Source organism: Flavobacterium foetidum (assembly GCF_004634245.1).
GTDB classification, from domain to species: Bacteria; Bacteroidota; Bacteroidia; order Flavobacteriales; family Flavobacteriaceae; genus Flavobacterium; species Flavobacterium foetidum.
Genome location: NZ_SJTF01000001.1, coordinates 306,844 through 330,107 on the forward strand (window position 1 = coordinate 306,844; position 23,264 = coordinate 330,107).

A 23,264-nucleotide genomic window follows, 5' to 3' on the forward strand; every position below is an offset into this window, starting at 1 on the left:
TTATTTTCTATGTTTTTCAATGTAGTTTTTCACCATTTTTTTTGTCCATACAACAGGGAATAAGTCTTCAATTAAGATATAATTGTCGAAGTTTAGCCTTAGTCCGTTGCTTAGGTGAAATTTGGCTTTTGTGTTGTCCTGAATCATAAAGTACAATCCGGCCAAACGGTATTCTATTTCGTTTTCTTCTGGGAAATATTCTGTTGCCTGAAGAAGTGTCTGGATTGCCATTTCGAACTCTCCTAAGAACTGAAGTATATCAACCCAATACAACCATGTTTCCAAGGAGTAATCGCCAAATTCAACAGCTTTTCTGTATCCAAATTCGGCTTCCTCAAAAAAGTTCATTTGCTTGTTGATGGTTGCATAACGCTTCCAGTACAAGCGATTTTGGTTGTCTATTGCCAAAGCTTTGTTCACAAAAAACAACGCTTTTTGGAAATTTTTCTGACGAATGTGAAAATCAGTTATAGCAATCCAACCTTTATCCAATAGAGGATCTTCGTGTACTGTTTGGTTGTAATATTGAATTGCTTTTGCCGAATTTCCGAGTTTTTCATAGCATTTTCCGATACGAAGCAAAGCATACGAAGTAGCATCCTCAAGCTCAATTGTTCTGTTGTAGCTTTCGATTGCTTCTTGGTATTTTCTAAGACGTTCGTATGCTTTTGCTTTTTCCATAAAAGCGCCTAAAAACTCATCATCGATTAGGGTTGCATAGTCAAAAGCTCGAATTGCGTTTTCATATTCCTTTACGCCATAATGTAATCGTCCAAGCTGATGCCAAGCGATTTCACTATACGGATTTCTGTTAATGTATTCATTAAGGTAGGCAATCGCTTCTTGATTCTGGTCTAAAAATTCAAAACAATAAACCACATTGTAAAGAGCAGATTGGTCTTCTAGATCTTCTTCGAGACATTTTATGAAGTTCTCTTTAGCCAGCTCAAGATTATCCATAAAAAGATATTCCATTCCGATCAAGTTGTACACATCGGCATAATCATCAGTGTACTGCAACGCGATTTTGAGCAGTTCGACAGCTTTTTCGTGTTGGTCTCTTTTAGAATAGATATTGGCTTTCTGGATATAGATTTCCTCGTTGTTAGGTTCAATAGCATATAACTCATTCAAAAGCTTTTCAGCCATGTCGAGTTTGTCGTCATAAACCAGCATTTCTACTTGTACTAATTTTAAGCCTGTAGATTTTGGATGCTGATCTAATGCAAGTTTTAAGGCCTTTTTTGCTAAATTAGCCTTACCTATGTCTAAATAATGAAGAATAATTTCTTCAAATTCTTCAGAATCAAAAAAGAGTACTTTGTTGGTTTTCAACATCGACTCAAATTTGGATAAGGATAGGTTATAATCTTCTTCTTCGTTGCTTAATTGCATACTTCGTTTATTTGAAATTAGCCTGTTATAAATTTAGGCAACCATATAATTGTTGTAAGGATAAGAAATTAATTGTTTTGAACAATTTAATTAACAATATATAGCATTTTTTATTCTATTTTGGGAAGAAATCTCTTTTATTCTTAAGCGAATAAGCTTTCTTCTTTATGATTTTGTTTTTTATCAGAATATAAAATCAGCTCCCAATTTTTTGTTTTTGGTTGATTTTTAAGAAACATTTTGTGGTTTAATTTTTTTTCCTTTTTAAAACTTCGTCCATTACCTCTAATATTATTCCGCAACCTTCTTTGATTTCTTCCTCAGAAATGGTTAAAGGAGGTGTGATTCTTATCGCACAGCCTTCAAACAAAAGCCAAAATAAAATTAGTCCTCTGTCTTGACATGTTAAAATCACTTCATTGGTAATTTCTGCCGATTCAGTCATCGCCGCAAGCATTAATCCCTTTCCTCTAACTTCTGTAATCAAAGGATGTACCAAAAGAGATCTAAAGAGTTTTTCTTTCTCTAGTGTTTCAGCCATTAAATTTGTTTCAGTTAATTCCTGCAAAGTGGCTAGACAAGCTGACGCAATGACAGGATGCCCGCCAAAAGTCGTAATGTGACCTAATTTTGGATTTTCGGTTAGAAGATCCATTCGTTCAGCCGAAGCTGTAAAAGCGCCAACCGGCATTCCGCCACCCATACCTTTTCCCATCACGACGATATCTGGAACGACGTCGTAGTTCTGAAAACCAAATAATTTCCCAGTTCTGCCAAATCCAGGCTGAATTTCGTCAACAATCATTAAAGCGCCTACTTCGTCACATCGTTTGCGTACTTTTTGTAAAAAGTTATTTTCAGGTTGAATAAATCCGGCGCCGCCTTGGATCGTTTCCAAAAGAATTGCCGCAGTGCGGGTTGTGATTTTTTCTAAATCGGCTTCGTTGTTGAAAGTAATAAAATCAACATCTGGGAGCAAAGGCCTGAAAGCTTGTTTGCGTTCTTCAAACCCCATGACGCTCATCGAGCCCATAGTGTTACCGTGGTAAGCATTGTGGCACGAGATAAGCTGACTGCGCCCCGTTGTTCTTTTTGCGAGTTTTAAAGCGCCCTCAATAGCTTCTGTTCCTGAGTTTACTAAATAAGTTTTATTTAAAGATTCAGGAAGGAGTGAAGCCATTAATTTGCAATACTGAACCGCTGGACTTTGAGAATATTCTCCGTAAACCATTACATGAGAATATTTGTCTAACTGGTCTTTTATTGCCTGATTTACTCTCGGATGCTGATGTCCAAGCGTACAAGCTGAGACTCCTGCAACAAAATCTAAATATTTCTTGTCGTTTGTATCGTATATGTAAGATCCAATAGCGTGAGAAACTTCCATTCCTAGCGGGTAAGGAGAAGTCTGTGCTTGGTATTTTATAAAATCTGGGTTCATTTTTTTAAAAGTTGCTAAGTTGCTGAGATGCTGAGCTTCTAAGTTATATTAAAAACTTTTTTGAGGCGTAAATGTACTAAGCTTCTAAGGTTTTGACTTTAGGCTTAGGTTAAGTTTTGCAACTGAGTTTAAGTTTTTATTTTTTTTCTCATTAAGGCATTTTTAGAATCAGACTACTTTTTGCTTTTAACAGCAGGAGCAGTTTTTTTCTTGTCGTAATTCAAAGTTTCTTTTCTGACTTTCATAGGAACGTTTTTGCCTTTTTCTTCCTCTTCTTTTCCTTCTTTGATTAATTTTTCGTGCAACTCATTGTCTTCGTCCGTAAAAATATCGTCTTTTGATTTTATTCGTTCGTCGCCTCGCCAAACCATTCCTTTAAGTTTTCGGGCATTTTCTGGCAACTCGTCTTCGGGATAAATATCACCGTCGACTTTATTAAAGAATGTAATAGTCTCGACGGCATTATTCTCTAAAATCATATTGATTTTACTGCTCACATTTTTATTGATGCCAATAAGTTCGTTCGCATCGTTTCGCATAAAATAGACGACCTCTGTGTTCTTGATGACATCAACATCATGGAGTTTTCCGTCCCGGAATTTTCCAAACAAATTGAGCCCCTTGACCTGGTTATAGCCAGTTCCTAGGGTGTCTTTTGAAATTATAAAAGTGTTGTTGAGAACTTTTAGAGAATCAATTTTTCTGGTTTTATTATCGCCAATTAAATGCATGACATCGCCGGTAATCTGACTTTCTCCATTCCATAAAATCGGTTTTCCTATTAATTTTGTCAGGGCGGTTTTTGAGTTTGAATGAATAGAATCGCATTTACCGCTCATATCAGTTTTGTAAAAACGAACATTGTTAAAAGCTCTTAAAATTCGTTCCCCTTCTTTTCCGGTAACCAATAATCTTTTTCCGTGAATGTAAACAGAGTCGTTTTCGACAAAATTAACCGCAACGGCTCTTTTGGTTACAAACATAGAATCTTTAAGTTTATAAAGTTCTGCGTAATGGCCTTTTACAACTCCGCGGTTAATCGAGTCGGTAATTTTGACATTTCGTGTCGCAGAGGCAAATTCGGTATTTCGATTATAAAATAAGCTGTCGCCCTCTATTCGCCGATCATCATATTTTATATACGATTTTCGCAAAAAATGAGCGAGGTTTTTCTTGGTATCGTAAAAACCCTTTTCGGTATAAATATAATTGGTTTTGCTGGTAATGGTAGACGGTCCTAGCAGATAAGTGTGACCCGAATTGCTATAATAATCCAAATGATTAGACTTAATAACATATTTCGGATTGGTAATGGTTACTTCTGTCAAAAACTGAAACTTTTTTTCCTCAACAAAATACCTCCCAGATTTGCTGACTAAAGTGTTTTCTTTATTAACTATAGTTCCTTTGGTATTGTAAAAAGCTTGTTGCACATTGCGGTCGAAATTGATTGTATCGGTTTGCAAAGTCGCATCAGGAGAAGTCATTACGGCATCTCCAGTAGCAAATGCTTTTTTTAGATTACCACTGTATTCTGCGTACTTACTGTTTAGAAACAAAGTGTCGCCTTGTACCAGCTGTACGTTTCCAAATGCTTTAAGGTAGTTTTCTTTTTCAAAAACATAAGCTTTGTTGCAGGTAAGCACTACGCCGTCATGATCAACTTTTACATTGCCGCTCAAAAGCACTGCGCCCGGAACTAATTCTTCATTACGTTCAAAATTGTCGGCATGTTCTACATGAATCTGTTTCGGACTTGTTTTTTTCGCCTGCGCGAAAGTGAACTGAATGCTTAAGATAAACAGGCAGGATATAAAAAAGATTGATTTCTTCAACTGATTAAATTTTTGTCAAATTTATGAAAAAGCTAATAACCTTAGATTGTTATTAGGATTAATTTATAATTAGTCATCAACAGTTTATTTAAGATGTTTAGTACTTGATTATTTTTCAACAAAAAGAGTAACTCCCACGTTGTAGTTGCGCTGGAACTGATTTTAAAACCACCATTTTGAAAAGACTATGAGCTGCATTTTGAAAAATGAATTACATTTAGAGATCAGTTTTAAATTTAAGTGATATTCCTTTAGTATCACAAGTTAACAATCTCCCAAAAGATATGATAAGTAAAAAAATAATAGCAGCCGGAATTACGTTAACGGTACTGCTTTCTGCCTGTAAAACAAAAGATCTGAAAATGAGTACAGCAAAACAAGAAGCTAAACCAGAAAAAAAGGTTGTAGTCTACCAAGTTTTTACACGCCTATTCGGAAATAAAAATAAAACTAATAAGCCATGGGGAACCATCGAAGAAAATGATGTGGGAAAATTTAATGATTTTACCGATAAGGCGCTTCATGAAATAAAAGATCTAGGGGTTAATTATGTTTGGTATACTGGAGTACCTCATCATGCATTGATAAGAGATTATACTGCTTACGGCATTTCTAATGATGATCCTGAAGTGGTAAAAGGCAGGGCAGGGTCGCCCTATGCTGTAAAGGATTACTACAATGTAAATCCAGATTTGGCTGTAGACCCTTCAAAACGATTAGAAGAGTTTGAAGCCTTGATTAAACGTACTCATAATGCAGGTTTAAAGGTTCTTATCGATATTGTTCCAAATCATATAGCGAGAAAATATGAAGGAAAATCAAATCCTGATGGCGTAAAAGATTTTGGCGCTACCGATGATGTAAGCGTTGAGTACAAACGAGATAATAATTTCTATTATATTCCGGGAATGCATTTTGAAATTCCGGATAACGTGTTGCCTCTGAATGGAGAAAAAAATCCTTTAATTGATGGTAAATTTGATGAAAATCCAGCTAAATGGACAGGAAATGGCTCGCGTAAAGCGAAACCTGATCAAAATGATTGGTATGAAACGGTAAAAGTAAATTACGGCGTTCGTCCCGACGGAACAAAAGATTTCCCTGAACTTCCTATAGGTTTTAATCAAAAATCGGTTCAGGAGCATTTTGCTTTCTGGCAAGATAAAGACGTACCGGATTCTTGGAAAAAATTCAGGGATATTGCTTTGTATTGGACGGCAAAAGGTGTAGACGGATTTCGTTATGATATGGCTGAAATGGTTCCGTATGAATTTTGGAGTTATTTGAACTCTTCAATCAAAATGAAGAATCCAAACGCATTTTTGCTGGCAGAAGTTTATAATCCGAACGAATATCGAAATTATATTCATTTAGGAAAAATGGATTATTTATACGATAAGGTCGAAACTTATGATAAACTGAAAGACATTATCCGCGGAAAATCTTCTCCAGATGAATTAAACGATATTCAGAAAAGAATGACTGATATAGAACATCATATGCTTCACTTTCTGGACAATCATGACGAACAGCGTTTGGCAAGTGCCGAATTTGCAGGAACTCCAGAAAGAGGAAAACCTCTAATGGTCGTTTCGGCTACCATTAGTACTTCGCCAACTATGATTTATTTTGGGCAAGAAGTAGGAGAGGCTGGCAATGAAGATGCTGGATTTGGAAAACCTTCGCGAACATCAATCTTTGATTATATCGGAGTTCCAAACCATCAACGCTGGATGAATGAGGGCAAGTTTGATGGCGGGCAGCTTTCCGATTCAGAAAAGAAACTTCGTGACTTTTATAAGCGATTGTTAAATTTCACAATAAAAAGCCCAGCTTTAATGGGTAGTTTTCAAGAGATTCAGAAGGTAAATCGTGAGAAATCTTCTTCTTACGATTCGTTATTGTATTCTTTTGTACGTTGGTCCGAAAACCAAAAACTTATTATCACTGTTAATTTTTCTTCTGAAAAGACAAGCGAATTTGAATTGGTGATTCCTGCAGATGTTATTGCGAAATGGAATTTGGCCGACGGTTCGTATGTTTTAATCGATCAGCTGTACTTGAAAAATAAAACGTATTTAACGGTCAAAAATGGAGAAGGAAAAATGTATGTAAAACTTAATCCATCAGAATCATTAATTTACGAATTGAAGTAATCTTAGGTTGTAAAAAAAAAGCTGCTAATCAATTTTTAGCAGCTTTTTTGTTTTATACTTTCTTCACCTTTTTCAAGGCTTCTATGTAATATTCGTTGACTTTTTCCCAGTTTATATGTTCGTAAAAAGCATCAATATAACTGCCTTTTCTGTTTTGATAATCTAGATAATAAGCATGTTCCCAAAGATCTATTCCTAAAATTGGCGTTCCAGGAATCAAAGCATTTCGCATTAGTGGATTATCCTGATTTTCTGTTGTAGTGATTTGGAGTTTTCCATAACGGTCAACCACAAGCCAAACCCATCCTGAACCAAACTGTTTTTCTGCCTGCCCTTTAAACTGGCTTGTAAGATTGTTGAAAGAACCGAATTCTTTAGTAATAGATCCTGCTAAAGTATCTTTCGGCGTCTGTTCTTTTGGTGTTAATACATTAAAATAAAGAGTATGATTATAGTAGCCACCAGCATTCTGACGAAGTTTGGCATTGTTCATATCCATTTTTTTCAAAATGTCTTCAATAGGCATGTTTTCAAACTCCGTCGACACAATTTCTTTATTGAAGTTGTTTGTATACGACAAATAATGCTTAGAATAATGTGTTTCTAGCGTAAGCGTTCTAATTGCCGGAGCCAGCGCATCATAGGCAAATGGCAGTTTTGTCATTTCAAAGGAGCCTGGATCTGCTTTTACATCAGCAGGAGAGCCAATAGTAATTTTTTCTTCCTTAGTTGGCAGTGGAACTTCGACTACTTCAACCAATTTATCATCTTTACAGGAAAATAAAAGTAAAAATGAAGTTAAAATGCTGTACATAACAAGATACTTCTTCATGATGACGTCTATTTTGAGATTAATGAATTAATGATTTCGATATAGTTTTCTTTGGCTTCCTCGATTGATAAATGGCTGATTTGAAGCCATGCATTGATTTTGAATGCATTTCTTAAATCAAAATTTTCAGATTGATTAGAAACGGCTGTTCCAAAAGTGGCTTGTTTGTAAAAGGCATAAAGACGCAGTTGCACATCTTGTGGCAACGAAGCCTGAGTCATTTTCATAGCAGCTTCTACGGCCTCTTCGAAACGAGTATCTAGGTCTTTATTAGTCATTTAAACTTTTGAAGCGATAATGGTTTTACCTCCAATTGCTTTTTGTCCAAGCACTACATCGACAGGTGTACCTAAAGGTAAAAATAAATCTACTCTCGAACCAAATTTTATAAATCCGGCATCAGTTCCTTGTACAACCTGCATACCTTCTTTTGCATAATTAACAATTCTTCTGGCCAATGCACCCGCAATCTGGCGGTATAAGATTGCGCCGAAAGTTTCGTTTTCGATTACCACAGTTGTTCTTTCGTTTTCCTCGCTTGCTTTTGGATGCCATGCTACCAAAAACTTACCAGGATGGTATTTACTGAATTTTATAATTCCGTCCATTGCATAACGTGTCACATGAACGTTGATTGGCGACATAAAAATAGAAACCTGAAGACGTTTGTCTTTAAAGTATTCTCCTTCGTAAACTTCTTCTATTACTACAACTTTTCCATCAACGGGAGCCAAAATATGGCCACTGTTTCTCACTGCAATTCTTTTCGGATTTCTAAAAAACTGTAAAATAATAATCAGTATCAGAAGTGCGGCAATTTGTACCAGCATGCGCAGCCAATAGATATCTATAAATTTTTCAGCAATTAAAATCAATGCTACAGTAAAAACTGTACCTAATAAAATGGACGGGCCTCCTTCTTTATGAAACATAATATAAAATTTGATAAAATAAAAATATAATTGGTGCTACAAATATAACACTATCTAGTCGATCTAAGATGCCTCCGTGTCCGGGCATTATCGAGCCGCTGTCTTTTACTCCGGCTATACGTTTAAATTTTGATTCGATTAAGTCTCCAATGGTTCCAAAAATGCTTACGATAATGGCAATTCCGGTCCATATTAAAATCGATCTGTTGCTGAACTCGGGTGTCGGCTGAATATAAAGTTTTGAAATCAAATAACCGGCAAAGGCAGCAAAAACAGCGCCACCAAGAAAACCTTCAATGGTCTTTTTAGGAGAAACACGCTCAAAAAGCTTATGTTTTCCTATTGATTTTCCAACCAAATAAGCAAAAGTATCGTTGGTCCATATCAGCACAAAAAGGCCTAGTATGATTTTAGGATTGTAGTCGTTTGTGCCAAAAGAAATTTTTACAATAAACACAAAGGGAAGGGTGATGTAACCTAATAGGTATAAGTATTTTGATGAAATGCTGACTTTTTGTACAGAATCGTAAAAAAGGAAAATGATGCATTTTATAGAAACCACAATAGTAACGGCCAACAGAACTAAATCTAACTGCTGAATATTGGTTTTTAAAACCACATTAGTATCAAAATTGCGATTGATGAAATCTGTTGTCTCTTTATTGTAGTGGCTTACCAGTAGAATAGACGAGTACAAAACGACACCAAATAAAATCGAGAAAATTTTATTGAGGTATACAATATTACTGAATTCGTAAATTGTGATGACCAAAAAAAGGCCAAAAAGGAGAATAAAGCTTTCGGTAGAAAACAAGATTGACGTTAATAACAAAGCGATATAAACAGCACCAGAAATGGTTCTCTTAAGTGTTTCGTTCATCTTAAAGATCTTCTAAAAGCAGTAGATACAGATTCTTTGCAACACTTCCGTATTGTGTGAAATCTTCTTCTTTGGCTTTTTCGAAATATTTTATTGTGGTGATATTGGTTGGATAGTCTCGTTCGTATTTTCGTTTGATAGCGCTTAATCCGTCGCTTTTCATTGGAAGGATTTGGCTTGTCGTTGCAAGAATGACAATGTTGGCAGGAAGGTCGTTTGGTTTGTTTTGCCTAATTTGCTTTGAAGAAAATAGAATGGAACCCTCATCGGCAATCAAATTTTCGCAGCTTGCTAAAAGAAACTTCGGATTAGATGGGGCTATATAAAATAATTTGTTCTCTTCTAATAAATGAAAAAGAGCAGATTCGTAACATAAGGCTTCTTTTTCAAACCAATCATTTTCTTCTAAAATGTTTTCGAACTGTTCTGCAACTTCGAGAGTATTTTCGCAATACAAGAATTTACCTCCATTTTTCTTAAAATTGAAAATGAACTGTTCGTCTAAAGATAAATGACTGTTTTGGGCAGAGGTTCCGGCGTATTCACTTTCATTCTCTTCGTCAGAAGAGGCTTCGCCCGAACCGAATATTTTTCTGAAAAAATTCATTTTTTATATGAAATACTTTACATGTTAATTGAAAACGTTCAAAGATAAAAAAATCTTAATTCAAAAGCCTGTTTTGAATTAAGATTTTAAAAAATATTCCGTATTTGATGCTAATTTATGAAACGACCTCTTCTAAATTTTTATCCCAAGTGCGTTTTCCAAAAATTGTTTCAAGGTCATCTTTAAAAATTACCTCTTTTTCAATTAATATATCAGCAAGCTGATTCAGTTTGTCTTTGTTTTCTTCTAATATATGAATAGCTCTCTGATATTGTCCTTCGATTAATTCTGAAATTTCGGCATCAATGATTTTTGCTGTTTCATCAGAATAAGGTTTAGAGAAATTGTATTCGCTCTGACCAGTTGAATCGTAATAAGTAACGTTTCCGATTTTATCGTTCAATCCGTAGATTGTTACCATTGCACGAGCCTGACGTGTCACTTTTTCTAAATCGCTTAAAGCTCCTGTAGAAATTCTGTCGAAAGTCACTTTTTCAGCAGCTCTTCCTCCCATAGTAGCACACATTTCGTCTAACATCTGATCTGTTCTAACGATTTGTCTCTCTTCTGGTAAATACCAAGCAGCTCCTAAGCTTTGTCCGCGAGGAACAATAGTTACTTTGATAAGCGGAGCGGCATGTTCCAGCATCCAGCTTACAGTAGCGTGACCTGCTTCGTGAATCGCAATCGCTCTTTTCTCATCAGGAGTAATGATTTTATTTTTCTTTTCAAGACCACCAATAATTCTGTCAACTGCATCAAGGAAATCTTGTCTGTCAACAGCTGGTTTGTTGTTACGTGCTGCTATAAGAGCCGCTTCGTTACAAACATTTGCAATATCTGCACCCGAGAATCCCGGAGTTTGCTTAGCTAAGAAATCTAAGTCAAGTCCTTCAACCTTTTTAATAGGAGCCAAGTGTACTGCAAAGATTTCAGCTCTCTCGCGAATGTCTGGTAAGTCAACAAAAATTTGTCTGTCAAAACGTCCAGCACGCATTAAAGCTTTGTCTAGTACATCTGCTCTGTTGGTCGCCGCCAATACAATTACGTTTGAGTTTGTCCCAAAACCGTCCATTTCTGTCAGTAATTGGTTCAATGTGTTTTCTCTTTCATCATTACCTCCAGACATATTGCTTTTTCCTCTCGCTCTACCAACAGCGTCAATCTCATCGATGAAAATGATAGCAGGAGATTTTTCTTTTGCTTGTTTGAACAAGTCACGTACACGTGAAGCACCAACTCCCACGAACATCTCTACGAAATCAGAACCTGATAAAGAGAAAAATGGTACTTGTGCTTCGCCGGCAACAGCTTTTGCCAACAACGTTTTACCAGTTCCCGGAGGCCCTACTAACAAAGCTCCTTTCGGAATTTTACCTCCAAGATTGGTGTATTTTTCTGGGTTTTTAAGGAATTCTACGATTTCCTGAATTTCTTCTTTAGCGCCCTCAAGACCTGCAACATCTTTAAATGTAGTTTTGATGTCTGTTTTTTCGTCAAACAATTTAGCCTTAGATTTTCCGATATTGAAAATCTGTCCGCCTCCTCCAGCACCTCCTCCAGACATCTTGCGCATGATGAATATCCATACACCAACAATGATAATGATAGGAAGCAAGCTAATTAAGATATCGCTCCAGTTATTTTTTTGAAGAAAGTTAAAATCTTTTAATTTGCCTTCGCCAACAGCTTTTTCAAGCTTGGTTTGGAAAATTTGATCGTTACCGATTTCTAAAGTGTAATGAGGACCTTTGTTTGGTCTTTCAAAAATGTCTTTAGCTACTTTTTTGTTAGAAGGGTCTTTAAGAGCCTTGTCATTCAAATATACTTCAGCTTCTGCTTTGTTGTAAACAATTACTTTTTCAATCTGGCCTTTTTCTAATAAGGTATTGAATTTAGACGACGTTAACTGTGCAGGTTCGCTTATGCTTGATCCTCCGGTTGCAAAACTGATGAATAAAAAAACTAAAAGTATTGCGGTATATATTAACCAAGGACTTATTCTAAATTTATTCGGATTTGGATTATTATCTTTAGCCATTTAATGAAAGTTTCTTTAGTATTTATTTTCGATTGTAGTTATTTTGGCATCGCCCCAAAGGCTTTCGATGTTGTAATATTCGCGAATGTGTTTCTGGAAAACATGCACTACAATATGTACATAATCCATTAAAACCCATTCTGCGTTATCGGTTCCTTCTACGTGCCAAGGCTTGTCTTTTAAATCTTTTGATACAGTTTTTTGAATTGAGTTTACGATGGCGTTAACTTGGGTGTTTGAGCTACCGCTGCAAATTACGAAATAATCGCATACTGCAGTATCTATTTCTCTTAAGTCAAGAATGTCGATATCATTTCCTTTTACTTCCTCAATCCCTTTGATTATGTTCGCCAGTAGAACATCATTATTAATAGTCTTTTTCGCCATGAATTATTTTATATGAATTTGTAAAGTTACCAAATTTTGTGATTATTTTTGAACCTTAACAAAATATTAAATTAAGTTATTTAAATTATTGTAATGAAGTTAATCAAACTCGATGCCATAGATTCTACAAATGATTTTTTAAAATCGCTCGCAGCTTATGAGGAACTGGAGAATTTTACAGTCGTAACGGCTGAAAATCAGACTAAAGGAAAAGGGCAGCGTGGTTCTAAATGGGAATCTGAGAAAGGTAAAAACTTAATTATGAGTGTCTTGGTCAAAGATTTTTTGTTTGATAACGAAAAGTTTTTTGAACTCAGTGTTATCGTTTCATTAAGTGTAATTGAAGTTTTAAAATCGCTAAATATCCCTGAATTAAGTATTAAGTGGCCAAACGACATTATGTCATATAATAAAAAAATTGGTGGCATACTTATCGAAAATACCATCAAAAGTGATGGCAGAATTGTGTCAGTTGTGGGCTTAGGCCTAAATGTAAACCAAACCAATTTTGATGAATTGCCTCAAGCTTCTTCACTTTGTGTTATCTTGAATAAAACTTTAGATAAGGAAATATTCCCAGCTTTGATAACAGACAAAATCAAAGAAAAAATTGCGTTATGGGAAACGTCTTCGTCTATCTTCTGGCAGGAGTATTTCAATTCTTTATTCCGAAAAGGTGTGCCAATGCCTTTTAAAAATCTTGATGACCGCAATTTCATGGGAATTATTCAGGGTGTTTCTTCTTTTGGGAAAATACAAATTTTACTTGAAGACGATTCTGTTTCCGAATTTGATATTAAGGAGATTAAGATGCTTTACTAACTTGCTAAGATTTTTTGCCGCAAAGGCTCCAAGTCGCAAAGTGTAATCTGCTTAAATCTTTTTAAATCTGCGTGAGAATTTCTGTATTTTATGGGAAATAGATCTGTTCGAAAAACAAAAAAAAACTTTGTGCCTTAGCGCCTTCACGGCAATAACAAAAAAAAGCCCGATCGTTAAATCAGGCCTTCATTTATAATTTAAAAGTATTAAAGCTTGTGCATATTATTAGCTAAAGTTTCGATAAACTTGCTTATTGGGCCTTTAACCATCATAGCCATCATGGCATTAAACTCTCCTTCAAAAAATAATTGAACAGCACTTTCTGAATCAGAAACACTATCAATGTTTGAAGTAAGTGTAAACGGAAGTTTATCACTTGCAGCACCTAGAACAATTTTGTTAGGAGCTGTTTTTTCTTTCATTTTTAATTTGATTTCTGGCATGCCTTTCAATCCAAAAATAAAAGCGTCTTCTCCGGTTACTTCAAATTTAGCAATATTATCCGGCATTAATTTTTCAAAATTTCGTACATCAGACAATTGATCAAAAAGATCCTGAGCTGATTTCTGAACTGTAACTTTTGGACTTTCTAAGTTCATATAGTGTTTTTTTGTTTTGTTTTATCAAGTGTTTTTTTACCGCAAAGTTCGCAAGGCTAGAATTAGTATAAATTCCAATTTTCTAAATTCCAAATCCCAAAAAAGGAGCGTAGCGAATTTCTAGAAAATCTAAAATCTATTCCTGTCCCCAAGTTGATGGACTTTCGTTCCATTCAAGCAGTGTAGATTGCTGGTCTTCTGTGATATATTGTTTTTGAACTGCTAAACTAAGAAGATTCTCGTAGTTGCTTAAAGTGAACAAGTCAATATTAGCTTCTTTGAAATTTTCTTCGGCAACACCAAAACCGTAAGTAAAGATTGCAGCCATACCTTTAATGTTAGCACCTTCGCTTCTTAAAGCTTCTACAGCCATCAAGCTGCTTTTTCCGGTGCTAATTAAATCTTCAACCACTACAACATTTTGTCCTTTTTGCAAAAAACCTTCCACTTGGTTTTGTCTTCCGTGTTTTTTTGGTTCGGGACGTACGTATACGAATGGAAGACCTAAACTTTCGGCAACTAGAATACCAACTCCAATGGCTCCAGTGGCAACACCAGCAATGACATCAGGCTTTCCAAATTGTTTTTCGATGTTCTTAGCAAACTCATCACGAACATAATTTCTGATGCTCGGAAATGAAAGAATCAGCCTATTATCACAATAAATAGGAGATTTCCAGCCGGAAGCCCATGTAAAAGGATTTTCGGGATTCAATTTAATTGCATTTATTTGCAAAAGCAATTCGGCTGTTTTTTCGGCAGTATCTTTATTAAAAATCATAGTACAAATGTATAAAGTTTTTGTAAACGACAAACCACTTTTTTTGACAAATGAAATTTCGAAGGAAACAGATTTTCAATTGTTCTTGTTAGAGAGTATTGATATAGAGCAGCTTATAATTAAAATTTTTCAAAATAAAATTCAAAAAGCGATTCTATATCATCCAGACGAAAGTGAAATGATGAAAACCCTAAAAGCCAAAATTCCGGTTAATAAAGCGGGCGGAGGCTTTGTCTACAATAAGAAAGGCGAAGTCTTGTTTATCTTTAGAAACGGAAAGTGGGACCTGCCAAAAGGCGGCATCGAGAAAGGGGAAGACATCGAAGCGACGGCTATGCGTGAGGTAGAGGAGGAGACAGGAGTAAACCAGCTTCGTATTACGAACAAACTTCAAAAAACCTATCATATCTTTAAGCGCAACGGAAAATACAAACTCAAAATCACACATTGGTTCGAAATGTTTTCTGATTTTGAAGGAACACCACACGGGCAATTAGAAGAGGGAATCGAAAAAGTGGCTTGGTTAAATCCAGAGCAAATCAAAGAAGCACTTAAGAATTCGTACGAGAATATTAAATTGTTGTTTGAAGAAGAAGAAAGTCCAATAGTAAAAGTTAGAAATTCCAATGGCATTTAGCTGTTGGAATTTCTAGCTTCATTTGGTTTCAAGTTTCAGGTTTCAAGTTTCAGGTTATGCTCGATATGTTTCTATAAAATTTATGACTTCTCTAATTACAATTTCTGGTTGGTCTTCTTGCACATAAGTCTTTGAATTCGGAATCGAAACTAATTTTGAATAGCTAAACATATCTTTTAATCGCTTTCCTAGTTCTAAAGGAAACAGTTTTTTGTCATCTTCTCCCCAAAGAATAAGAACAGGATTTTTAAGGGATTTCAGCTTTTCTGCAGCCCTAATGGTATATTTCGGCGACCAAGTTGCTACATTCGAAGCAAAATTTTTTCTTACTTCTTTATTTTCGATAAAAGTTTTTAAAAACAGTGCAGCGAATTCTTCATTTGTTACTTTATGAGAAAGTAATCCCATCATCAAATCTGAAGTAAGAAGGCTTTTTATTTTGAAAGCATTTCCTAACAAGGAAATAAACCCCGGAATTTTTACAGCTCTAATTAAATATCTGAATTTTGAGGGCGGAAAAACGTCCTGTACTTCGCAGTTTGAAAAAATCAACTTGTCGATATTTTCAGGATATAGCGAAGCAAATATTTGCGCATAAGCCCCTCCAGTATCGTTAGAAAACAGAATCACTTTGTCAAGAGCAAGATAATCTAAAACGTTTTTTATGAGTTGCGCTATGCCGATTGGAGACAAATCGACATTGTTTTCTAGCGGAATAGTATGTCCTCCGATAGGCAAATCAATAGCAATACATCTGTATTTTGCACTTAGTGGCTGAATGATTTTGCGCCACGTATTCGAATTTGAAAGTGTTCCGTGAAGAAACACAATAGGAATGCCGGCGCCTTCATCCATATATTCGATGCTACCGCTATCTATTGCCGCTACATGACGCTTAAAAGTTGCCGAGAAAGTGTTTAGATTTTTATCGATGCTTTCAGTTCTTTGCATAAATGTAAGTTTTGGTTTATACAAAGAAATCAATTACTGTTGTCAAAAAAATAGACAATTGTCCTAAAAATCAGTTTGTTTTGCGCAGTCTGCTCAAATGCCGCGAAGTTATTCCTAAATAAGAGGACAAGTACTTTAAAGGAATATATTTGATAAATTTTGAATGATTTTCTACAAGCGAATCGTACCTTTCTTTTGCCGTTTGCTTCTGAAAAGAAACAGCACGATTTTCTGTCTTTATATATTCCATTTCTGTCAAAAATCTGCCTGCAGCCTGCCATTCTAAACTATTTTCGTATAAATAGAATAGGTCTTTTCTTTTTAAAACAATCAATTCGGTATCACAAAGCGCCTGGATGTTTTCAAAAGTAGGTTCCTGCGTTATAAAACTAGAATAAGCAGAAGCCAATTCGTTTTCAAAAGCAATACATTTCGTGATTTCATTCCCTTCGGTATTGGTGTAAAAGGAACGGACAATACCTCTTTTTATAAAAACAATTTCATTGCAGATATTTCCTTCCTTAATAAGAAAATCGTTTTTCTTGAGGATTCTGTTTTCTGTAAAACCATTTAGTTTTTCAAGTTCACTATCAGAAATGATTTGTAATGATTTTAGGAAATGTATCATTTTAAGGTAATTGATTTAGTAGCTTGATGCAAATTTACTCATCTTTTCAAATCTTTACCTAATTCTGTTTTTAAGACAGCAAGATTTTGTTTTTATACGATGTTTACAATAACATTTAGGGCGTGCCACCATCCCGATAAGAGTGCCAATATGCTTTACGCTTATACGCCCTCTTATCGGGATGCTGTCGGGCTTTCACTGCTACTTCGGTAGCTTAGCTCTATCCCTCACGTGGGGATATGCTTTGTGGTTAAGGTTTTGTTTGTTTTTTGTTGGCGTGAGCGTCCCGATCGTCCTTTTTAGTTTTGATTTAGATTGCGATCACGAGCGGGACGCTCGCGATCAATGTCATTAAGTTAAGGAAAATCTATATCGCATCTTTCTGGTTTTTAAGTACTACAGGTCTCACTCCAGTTCTATATTTGCCAGATTCCCGTTTGTTATTTCGGTTTAATCGAATTGGAATTGTATTTTGAAGAAAGAGATTTTCTAGTTCTTTGAATACTTCTTCCAAGGGTGCTTCTTTAAAAAGTAGTTCTAAAATTCGGTTTTTTAAAAATCCATAAGACAAATTGGTGTTTATTTTGTAATCTAACTTTCTGGTTCGATTTTTAGCTTTTAATTCTTCTTCCAAATCGTTTACAATAATCGACTGCAGGTTGCTGATAAATACCGCACAGAAAAAATCCTGCTCAATACTAATTTTAGAATAACCCGTGAAATATTCTACTTTTAATTTGTTTTTTAATTCATCGCAAAATGTTTCAACTCCCCATCTTAGAAAATACAATTCTTTAAATATGTCTGATGGATAAATCTGACTGTCCAGTAAAGATGTCATCAAAATTTCAGTTTCTCCACTGGACAAGCCAACCCGAACCAGCCGGACTTTTATACTTGTAGATTTATTATAATCTTTTCCGGCAAAAGAGTGTTTTTCCTGCGGGAAAACATCGACAATCAGGCTTCTTTTACCGCTTGATATAAATTCACTTACTATCCTGCTGTGATTTTTCTGGACTCTTATCAGATAATCAACCCCAGACTTAATATGTTCATATTTAAAATCATAAGAAGGATATCCTCTATCGTAAATTATTAAATCATCTTCTTTCCAATGATACTTATGCTTCAAGGCTGATTCTCGTTCTCCTGTTTTTATGTTTTCCAGAACTGAATCTAAAACCAGCTGATTGAGCACATCGTACAATACTGAAGATTTTGCCTGAATAATTGAGGTGTTGGTCTGATTTTTTGATTCTCCAAAAAGTCATTTTTAATTCCTCAGTATAAGGCAGGGTTATCTTTGAACCATCAACAGCTAAAACTCTAAAGCCCTTAAACCTCTTTATATTTTCGTTGCTCTGCACATAATAATTATCTGTAATTACAGTTGATAAATAGTTAAAAACCTCAGGTTTTATTTTCTGTCTTTTTTGAACAAAAGCACTGGATGTAAAATGTTCAACTTTCTGTGAATCCAATTTTGCATTCAGATATTCCAGAAAATTATTAATTTCTATGGCCATGCTTTTCTTTAATAAATTCAGCATAAAAAGCAAAACCTGACCGAAAGCTGTTTACGTTTTCTGGTAAAATCCTGTTCATTCATCTTAAAAGAGGTTATTATTTCTTTGCTAAAAATCTCATCTCTCAATTTTTTAATTATTAAAATTGAATTCTTGGGCATATTTAAAAACTGTAAAATTACAGTTTAAATATAAGAAAAATAATACAATTAAACCAATTTATATAAGCATACTTAATTGAATTTAAGAGCTTTAATGTCTTAACTTAATGACATTGCGCTCGCGCCAGCAGGAGCAATAGTTTTATTCTATCTATTGCTTATTGGGACATCAATTCTGTCTCTTGCTACACAATAACCATTTTTAATTATATAGCACTCGGCATAATGAGCGCCTTCAAAATCTGAACTTTCCTTTCTTTCATTCTTAGAAAAATTGCTATTTATGATTTGTCCTCTTAATGAGTTTCTTCTGTAAGCAATTTCGCCTTCATTTTTTATTTTCCAAAGGACTTCAAATGGTTCTGGTACATCAGTATTATCTATAAAGAAACGCAATTTTTTGTTTTTTGATAAATATTTTATGGTTCTTAACAAACCTGTCCTATAGCCATCTTGTGTTATTTCACAATCAATTCTTAATTTATACTTGATGTTTAAAGGATATTTGTCTTCAATATACTCTTCTTGAGAATTATAATTGTAACTTGATTCTTTAACAACTTTTGGATAAGGAAATGGTTTTCCAAAAACTTTCCGCCATATTTCATAGACTCCAGAGTTTTCTCTTTTTTCTATAGCTTCTTCAACAATAAAGAAAGCTTTTTTTGCTTTGGTTTTAAAATTTGATTTTTTTTTATAAACATGCTGGTTACTACCTGGAGAATACCAGTATACTCGATCATCATTTAGTTCTTTTAGATAATTAAAAAAATCTCTAATTAATAAATCATAGTATTCAAATGTATAATCTTGATAATCTGGGTTTTCTTTGAAAAAATTATAAACAAAAGTATCAATTAATAAACCACCTATTTTGACTCCACTTTTGTTTTTCCATGCTCTTATTATTTTAGATAAGATTATTAAATTTCCATTACAGTCAATATCAAAGTTAGATATTTCTTGAGATTCAGGTATAGGGTCAGTTTTTTTCCAGCTACCTCCATTATTTGAATCTGCATATGTAAAACTTCCATCTTTTTCTTCAAAAGCTGGACAAACTTCAATAAAATCATTTCCAAACTCAATTACAACAACTTGTCCATCACCTCTAACTTCTGATTGTGAATAAGTTTTTAAGATCGAATTTTTTACATCTTGTAGTAACTGGCTCTGTTTATTTCCTTCTCTGTTATTGTATTTTGTGTAGGCAGAATCAGGAAGTATAAATAATAAATCTAAATCACTAACTCCATTTATTGCAGTTCCTCTGCCATAACTACCAACATATATACCATTTTCTGAATTAGAATCTATATTATGAAAATCGGTATTTAATCTTTTTGTAATGGTTGAAAACCTATTTTCAATACTTTCTTCATTTGTAACAGTTAAATTATTTACAAAGTCTTGGAATACTTGGGATACATTCATAAAACAAACATGATAAAATTAAAATTGAAGTAATTAAAAATATGATTTTTAATGAGTTAGGTATTTTGTCCTTGAAAAAAGTTAATTTTAATTCATTTACAATCCAATCAGTTTGCATTTCATAAAAAAATTTAAAGTGTGCATACCAACTAGACATAAATACTTGTTTACTAACATTATTACTGTAAAAATCATTTAAAATGTTATTATAAGATGCCTCATAATTTTGATACGAAAAATTCGTGTCTGATTTTGCACGATAGTACAAATCTCTAATAGAATTAAATAATCTTGTAAGTCTAATGCCTTCATTCTCAAATTCACTTGTCTTACTTTTGAATACTTCTAAATACATTATAGCAATACCCACAAAAATTAGTAAGATTGAAAGCTCTTTATTCAAAGGAATATTTTCATATGCAATTTGGATTATACCAACTGCTAATGATATAAATCCTACCCAGCTAGGAAGTTTATTAATTATATCATAAGATGAAAAGTTTTTTTTTGCACCAAATCCTATATCGTAACCTTTTTGAGCTAATGTGTTTAAAAATTCTTCTTTTCTCATTAAATTAAAATGTTAATTATTGTTGATGGATGGTTTTCAAATTTATAAGATTATTAGTGTACTTTTTTACGGAAAACCGTAAAACTTCAAAATGTTTACAAAATCCGATGGCGTGGATTTACAATCCGTGCCCACAAAGTAAAGCAAGGTTGCTTTTTACAATTGTTTTCTTTACAAGTATAGTTAAAAATCTGCATTATTGTGATCTCAAATGTCTAATATAATTATCAAGTAAACCCTGAATCTGCTGACTTGCAACAGGATTGGCAGAATGAACGTTGAATTTTAGATTCTGTAAATCTAGTCCAGATTTATAAACCAGCCATTTCGCGCAAGCGTAACCGTCTTCTGCGATATTATCATTTTCGTCAAGCCCTAAATCATTGTCAAAACTAATTAATTCGGGAAGCCCTTTCTCAATAATCACCTCTTTAAAATCATGAAAATTCCTGACAATGACAAAATCATCATCAGTCAGGTTTTTGTAAACCATTGGAACATCTCGTAAATCGTCGAGAAAGAGTTTGTATGACATACTTTTTGTATAAAAGATTTTGATTCAAATTGATCTAACTTTTAAACTTTAATAAAGTTCTAAATGTCAAGCTTTGCGACCTTAGCGTATTCTCAACTCAATCTAAAACAAAAAAACTAGCGGACTTTGCGGTTAAAAAAAAACTATAAAACTCGATAAACAGGATACTGCATATGCGCCTTTTCGTAATAAGCAGAATGTTTGTAAATCCAATCTAATTGAGCTTCTGGATTTTTAGCAAAAGCGGTATCGTTTTGTTTTTTGGCTTCAAGTTCTGCTTTGAGAGCAGGGTTTTCTTTTAAAAGCTGTGCAGCAGTATCTTCAAAAATATATTCAGAATAATGTTCTTTTTGCTGTAAAATAGCATCAAAAAAATTCCAATTAAAGAACGAATCTACTCCTTCGGGTTCAAAAGCTTCTAGAAGATATTTTACACCTTTTTGATTCGTTGGAACGTAGTAATCTCCTTTAGCAAAATTCATTTTTACCATTTTAGAAGTTATGGTTGTATTTCTGTGCAGATAATGACCTTCGTAAGCAGACGGAATGGTTTTAAAGTCGGCGATTCGGTAGCTTTCAACCTCTATAATGGTGTCGTTTTTAAGTTCGGTAAACGAAATGTTATTGTTTTTCAGCAGGTCTATAATATTCCAGTAACCCCGCGGAATGATATAAGCAGACGGAATAACGACTTCTTTTTGTGATTTGAATTCTTTGATATACGGAACATCTTTTTTATATGGTTTGCTTCGGTCGTAATACAAACGATTTCCTGTTGTCGCTTCGCTTTTTTTATATCCTGCTTCGTAACCTAAAAATGTAAATTTGGTAGTTTTCGTGCTGTCCAGTTCCCATTGTAGCGTATAGGTTTTTTTAGGTTGGTATTGCTGTAGGTTTTTCACACGAAGTTCTTTGATTTTCTGATAATTGGCATCAGTAAAATCTAAGGTCGATTTCATGTATTCATAAGTCATTTTGACACGTTCTGCGTATTTTTTCAGCATATGCGTTTCAACCACAAAACCGATTGTGTTAAACAACGAAGTATACCCCGTTGTATATCGAGGACTATCTACAAACTGACCAAAACCTTTATCTGGTGTATCTTTAAAGGAATCAACGTAAGGCGTAGTTTCTATTTTCTTTTTCTGCAGATCTTTTACCAAAGCAGGCATCATTTCGTTATTCATAAAATCGCCCAAAACGGTTCCGAGTTTGTTGTGTTGCGTCATGATGTACGTCAGTTTGTATTGATAATCAGAACCGTTGCTTACGTGATTATCGATAAAAACATCAGCATTTATTTTCTGGAAAATCTCGACGAAACTTTTGGTGTTTTTGGTATCCGATTTCATTAAATCGCGATTCAAGTCGTAGTTTCTTGCATTTCCTCTAAAACCATAAATTTCTGGTCCGTCTTGGTTGGCGCGAGTTGTTGAATTTCGGTTTAGAGCGCCTCCAATATTATAAACAGGAATCGTTACCAAAACGGTATTTTTAGGCGCTTTCACTTTTCCGGTTGCTAGATCTCTGTAGAACTGCATTGTGGCATCGATTCCGTCCGGTTCTCCAGCATGGATTCCGTTATTCACAAACAAAACAGCTTTAGTTTTCTGAATCTCATCAAAATCAAACACTTTATCTGGATTAAAAGTCACCATATGCAATGGATAACCTGAGTCGGTCAATCCCATTTCTTTGATTTGTATCGTCGGAAAATCGTTTGCTAAAAGCTTAAAATACCGAATGGTTTCGAAGTAATCTGCAGCCTGATTTCCGTTTCCTTTTTCAAAAAACGTGTCGTATTTTTTGTTGTTTTGAGCAAAAGTCGTGATTGTGAAAAGTGAAAAGAGAATGGTAAGAAGTTTCATGATTCTGGTTTTTTGAAGAATCAAATATAGTTTTTTATTTGTTTCAAGTTTTAGGTTTCAAGTTTGATATGCTTATGGCTATTTGTTTCACGCAGATTTTGCAGATTTAGGCAGATTAATTTTGATTTTTTAAATCTGAGTGAAAGGTAATCTTTATGGTCATTTGCTTCCGGCAGATTTTGTGGATTTTTTAATTTGATGTTTTGATTTTATCTGCTTGATTTGCATAATTTATGAGA

Annotated in this window: 23 protein-coding genes; 3 read left to right on the forward strand and 20 right to left on the reverse strand. The window is 34.4% G+C overall.

Annotated features, from left to right (window positions below; all coding sequences use genetic code 11):
- From E0W73_RS01290 to E0W73_RS01300, 3 genes are all read right to left on the reverse strand, one after another.
- Entirely contained in the window at positions 1 to 1,395 is a 1,395-nt protein-coding gene (locus tag E0W73_RS01290) for a tetratricopeptide repeat protein (protein ID WP_135220275.1), read from the reverse strand.
- Between the two features lie 247 nt (positions 1,396 to 1,642).
- Positions 1,643 to 2,836 carry an aspartate aminotransferase family protein gene (locus tag E0W73_RS01295; RefSeq protein ID WP_135220276.1) on the reverse strand — a complete coding sequence of 398 codons (1,194 nt, stop codon included), beginning with the start codon at positions 2,834 to 2,836 and terminating at the stop codon, positions 1,643 to 1,645.
- Positions 2,837 to 3,009: 173 nt separating this feature from the next.
- A complete protein-coding gene (locus E0W73_RS01300; RefSeq protein ID WP_162847646.1) occupies positions 3,010 to 4,671 on the reverse strand; it encodes an OstA-like protein in 1,662 nt (553 codons plus the stop codon).
- A 284-nt stretch (positions 4,672 to 4,955) separates the two neighbouring features.
- On the opposite strand from E0W73_RS01300, the gene E0W73_RS01305 reads away from it, so the two are divergent.
- Positions 4,956 to 6,827 (forward strand): alpha-amylase family protein, encoded by a 1,872-nt coding sequence (locus E0W73_RS01305; protein ID WP_135220277.1) that lies wholly within the window; start codon positions 4,956 to 4,958, stop codon positions 6,825 to 6,827.
- 52 nt (positions 6,828 to 6,879) lie between these two features.
- Here the strand turns inward: E0W73_RS01305 and E0W73_RS01310 are convergent, their stop codons facing one another.
- The 7 genes from E0W73_RS01310 to rsfS form a co-directional block, all read right to left on the reverse strand.
- Positions 6,880 to 7,659, reverse strand: a complete 780-nt coding sequence (locus tag E0W73_RS01310; protein ID WP_135220278.1) for a superoxide dismutase — start codon at positions 7,657 to 7,659, stop codon at positions 6,880 to 6,882.
- 8 nt (positions 7,660 to 7,667) lie between these two features.
- Complete coding sequence (locus E0W73_RS01315) at positions 7,668 to 7,937, reverse strand: acyl-CoA-binding protein (RefSeq protein WP_135220279.1); 270 nt, start codon at positions 7,935 to 7,937, stop codon at positions 7,668 to 7,670.
- Positions 7,938 to 8,591, reverse strand: a complete 654-nt coding sequence (locus E0W73_RS01320) for a phosphatidylserine decarboxylase family protein (protein WP_135220280.1) — start codon at positions 8,589 to 8,591, stop codon at positions 7,938 to 7,940.
- The gene (locus tag E0W73_RS01325; RefSeq protein ID WP_135220281.1) at positions 8,581 to 9,471 is read right to left on the reverse strand and encodes a phosphatidate cytidylyltransferase; all 891 of its coding nucleotides are present in this window, start codon (positions 9,469 to 9,471) and stop codon (positions 8,581 to 8,583) included. Before E0W73_RS01325 ends, E0W73_RS01320 begins: the two co-directional genes overlap by 11 nt.
- Before the next feature lies 1 nt (position 9,472).
- On the reverse strand, positions 9,473 to 10,078 hold the full coding sequence (locus E0W73_RS01330; protein ID WP_135220282.1) for a lactate utilization protein B/C: 606 nt from the start codon (positions 10,076 to 10,078) through the stop codon (positions 9,473 to 9,475).
- 115 nt (positions 10,079 to 10,193) lie between these two features.
- Positions 10,194 to 12,119 carry an ATP-dependent zinc metalloprotease FtsH gene (gene ftsH, locus E0W73_RS01335; RefSeq protein WP_135220283.1) on the reverse strand — a complete coding sequence of 642 codons (1,926 nt, stop codon included), beginning with the start codon at positions 12,117 to 12,119 and terminating at the stop codon, positions 10,194 to 10,196.
- Between the two features lie 15 nt (positions 12,120 to 12,134).
- Entirely contained in the window at positions 12,135 to 12,506 is a 372-nt protein-coding gene (gene rsfS / locus E0W73_RS01340) for a ribosome silencing factor (protein WP_135220284.1), read from the reverse strand.
- Between the two features lie 93 nt (positions 12,507 to 12,599).
- Here rsfS and E0W73_RS01345 point away from each other — a divergent pair, with 93 nt between their 5' ends.
- Positions 12,600 to 13,328, forward strand: coding sequence for a biotin--[acetyl-CoA-carboxylase] ligase (locus E0W73_RS01345; protein ID WP_135220285.1), 729 nt, complete (start codon positions 12,600 to 12,602; stop codon positions 13,326 to 13,328).
- A 206-nt stretch (positions 13,329 to 13,534) separates the two neighbouring features.
- Here the strand turns inward: E0W73_RS01345 and E0W73_RS01350 are convergent, their stop codons facing one another.
- Both E0W73_RS01350 and pyrE read right to left on the reverse strand, forming a co-directional pair.
- Positions 13,535 to 13,927: an SRPBCC family protein gene (locus E0W73_RS01350; protein ID WP_135220286.1), complete on the reverse strand. Its 393-nt coding sequence runs from the start codon at positions 13,925 to 13,927 to the stop codon at positions 13,535 to 13,537.
- A gap of 136 nt (positions 13,928 to 14,063) precedes the next feature.
- Entirely contained in the window at positions 14,064 to 14,708 is a 645-nt protein-coding gene (gene pyrE, locus E0W73_RS01355; RefSeq protein WP_135220287.1) for an orotate phosphoribosyltransferase, read from the reverse strand.
- A 7-nt stretch (positions 14,709 to 14,715) separates the two neighbouring features.
- Between pyrE and E0W73_RS01360 the strand changes: the two genes are divergently transcribed.
- Positions 14,716 to 15,345: an NUDIX hydrolase gene (locus E0W73_RS01360; protein ID WP_135220288.1), complete on the forward strand. Its 630-nt coding sequence runs from the start codon at positions 14,716 to 14,718 to the stop codon at positions 15,343 to 15,345.
- Positions 15,346 to 15,399: 54 nt separating this feature from the next.
- Here E0W73_RS01360 and E0W73_RS01365 read toward each other — a convergent pair whose 3' ends face one another.
- The 8 genes from E0W73_RS01365 to E0W73_RS01400 all read right to left on the reverse strand — a co-directional run bounded on the left by E0W73_RS01365 (position 15,400) and on the right by E0W73_RS01400 (position 23,025).
- On the reverse strand, positions 15,400 to 16,296 hold the full coding sequence (locus E0W73_RS01365; RefSeq protein ID WP_135220289.1) for an alpha/beta fold hydrolase: 897 nt from the start codon (positions 16,294 to 16,296) through the stop codon (positions 15,400 to 15,402).
- 70 nt (positions 16,297 to 16,366) lie between these two features.
- A complete protein-coding gene (locus E0W73_RS01370; RefSeq protein WP_135220290.1) occupies positions 16,367 to 16,924 on the reverse strand; it encodes a Crp/Fnr family transcriptional regulator in 558 nt (185 codons plus the stop codon).
- A gap of 367 nt (positions 16,925 to 17,291) precedes the next feature.
- The gene (locus E0W73_RS01375) at positions 17,292 to 18,125 is read right to left on the reverse strand and encodes a transposase (protein ID WP_244248420.1); all 834 of its coding nucleotides are present in this window, start codon (positions 18,123 to 18,125) and stop codon (positions 17,292 to 17,294) included.
- Positions 18,049 to 18,453: a hypothetical protein gene (locus tag E0W73_RS01380; protein ID WP_135220292.1), complete on the reverse strand. Its 405-nt coding sequence runs from the start codon at positions 18,451 to 18,453 to the stop codon at positions 18,049 to 18,051. The genes E0W73_RS01375 and E0W73_RS01380 overlap by 77 nt, the downstream gene beginning before the upstream one ends.
- 308 nt (positions 18,454 to 18,761) lie before the next feature.
- Positions 18,762 to 20,048 (reverse strand): SMODS domain-containing nucleotidyltransferase, encoded by a 1,287-nt coding sequence (locus E0W73_RS01385; protein WP_135220293.1) that lies wholly within the window; start codon positions 20,046 to 20,048, stop codon positions 18,762 to 18,764.
- On the reverse strand, positions 20,011 to 20,619 hold the full coding sequence (locus E0W73_RS01390) for an SLATT domain-containing protein (protein ID WP_135220294.1): 609 nt from the start codon (positions 20,617 to 20,619) through the stop codon (positions 20,011 to 20,013). Before E0W73_RS01390 ends, E0W73_RS01385 begins: the two co-directional genes overlap by 38 nt.
- Before the next feature lie 196 nt (positions 20,620 to 20,815).
- Positions 20,816 to 21,154, reverse strand: coding sequence for a cyclic-phosphate processing receiver domain-containing protein (locus E0W73_RS01395; RefSeq protein ID WP_135220295.1), 339 nt, complete (start codon positions 21,152 to 21,154; stop codon positions 20,816 to 20,818).
- A gap of 143 nt (positions 21,155 to 21,297) precedes the next feature.
- On the reverse strand, positions 21,298 to 23,025 hold the full coding sequence (locus E0W73_RS01400; RefSeq protein ID WP_135220296.1) for a M14 family metallopeptidase: 1,728 nt from the start codon (positions 23,023 to 23,025) through the stop codon (positions 21,298 to 21,300).
- Positions 23,026 to 23,264: the final 239 nt, after the last annotated feature.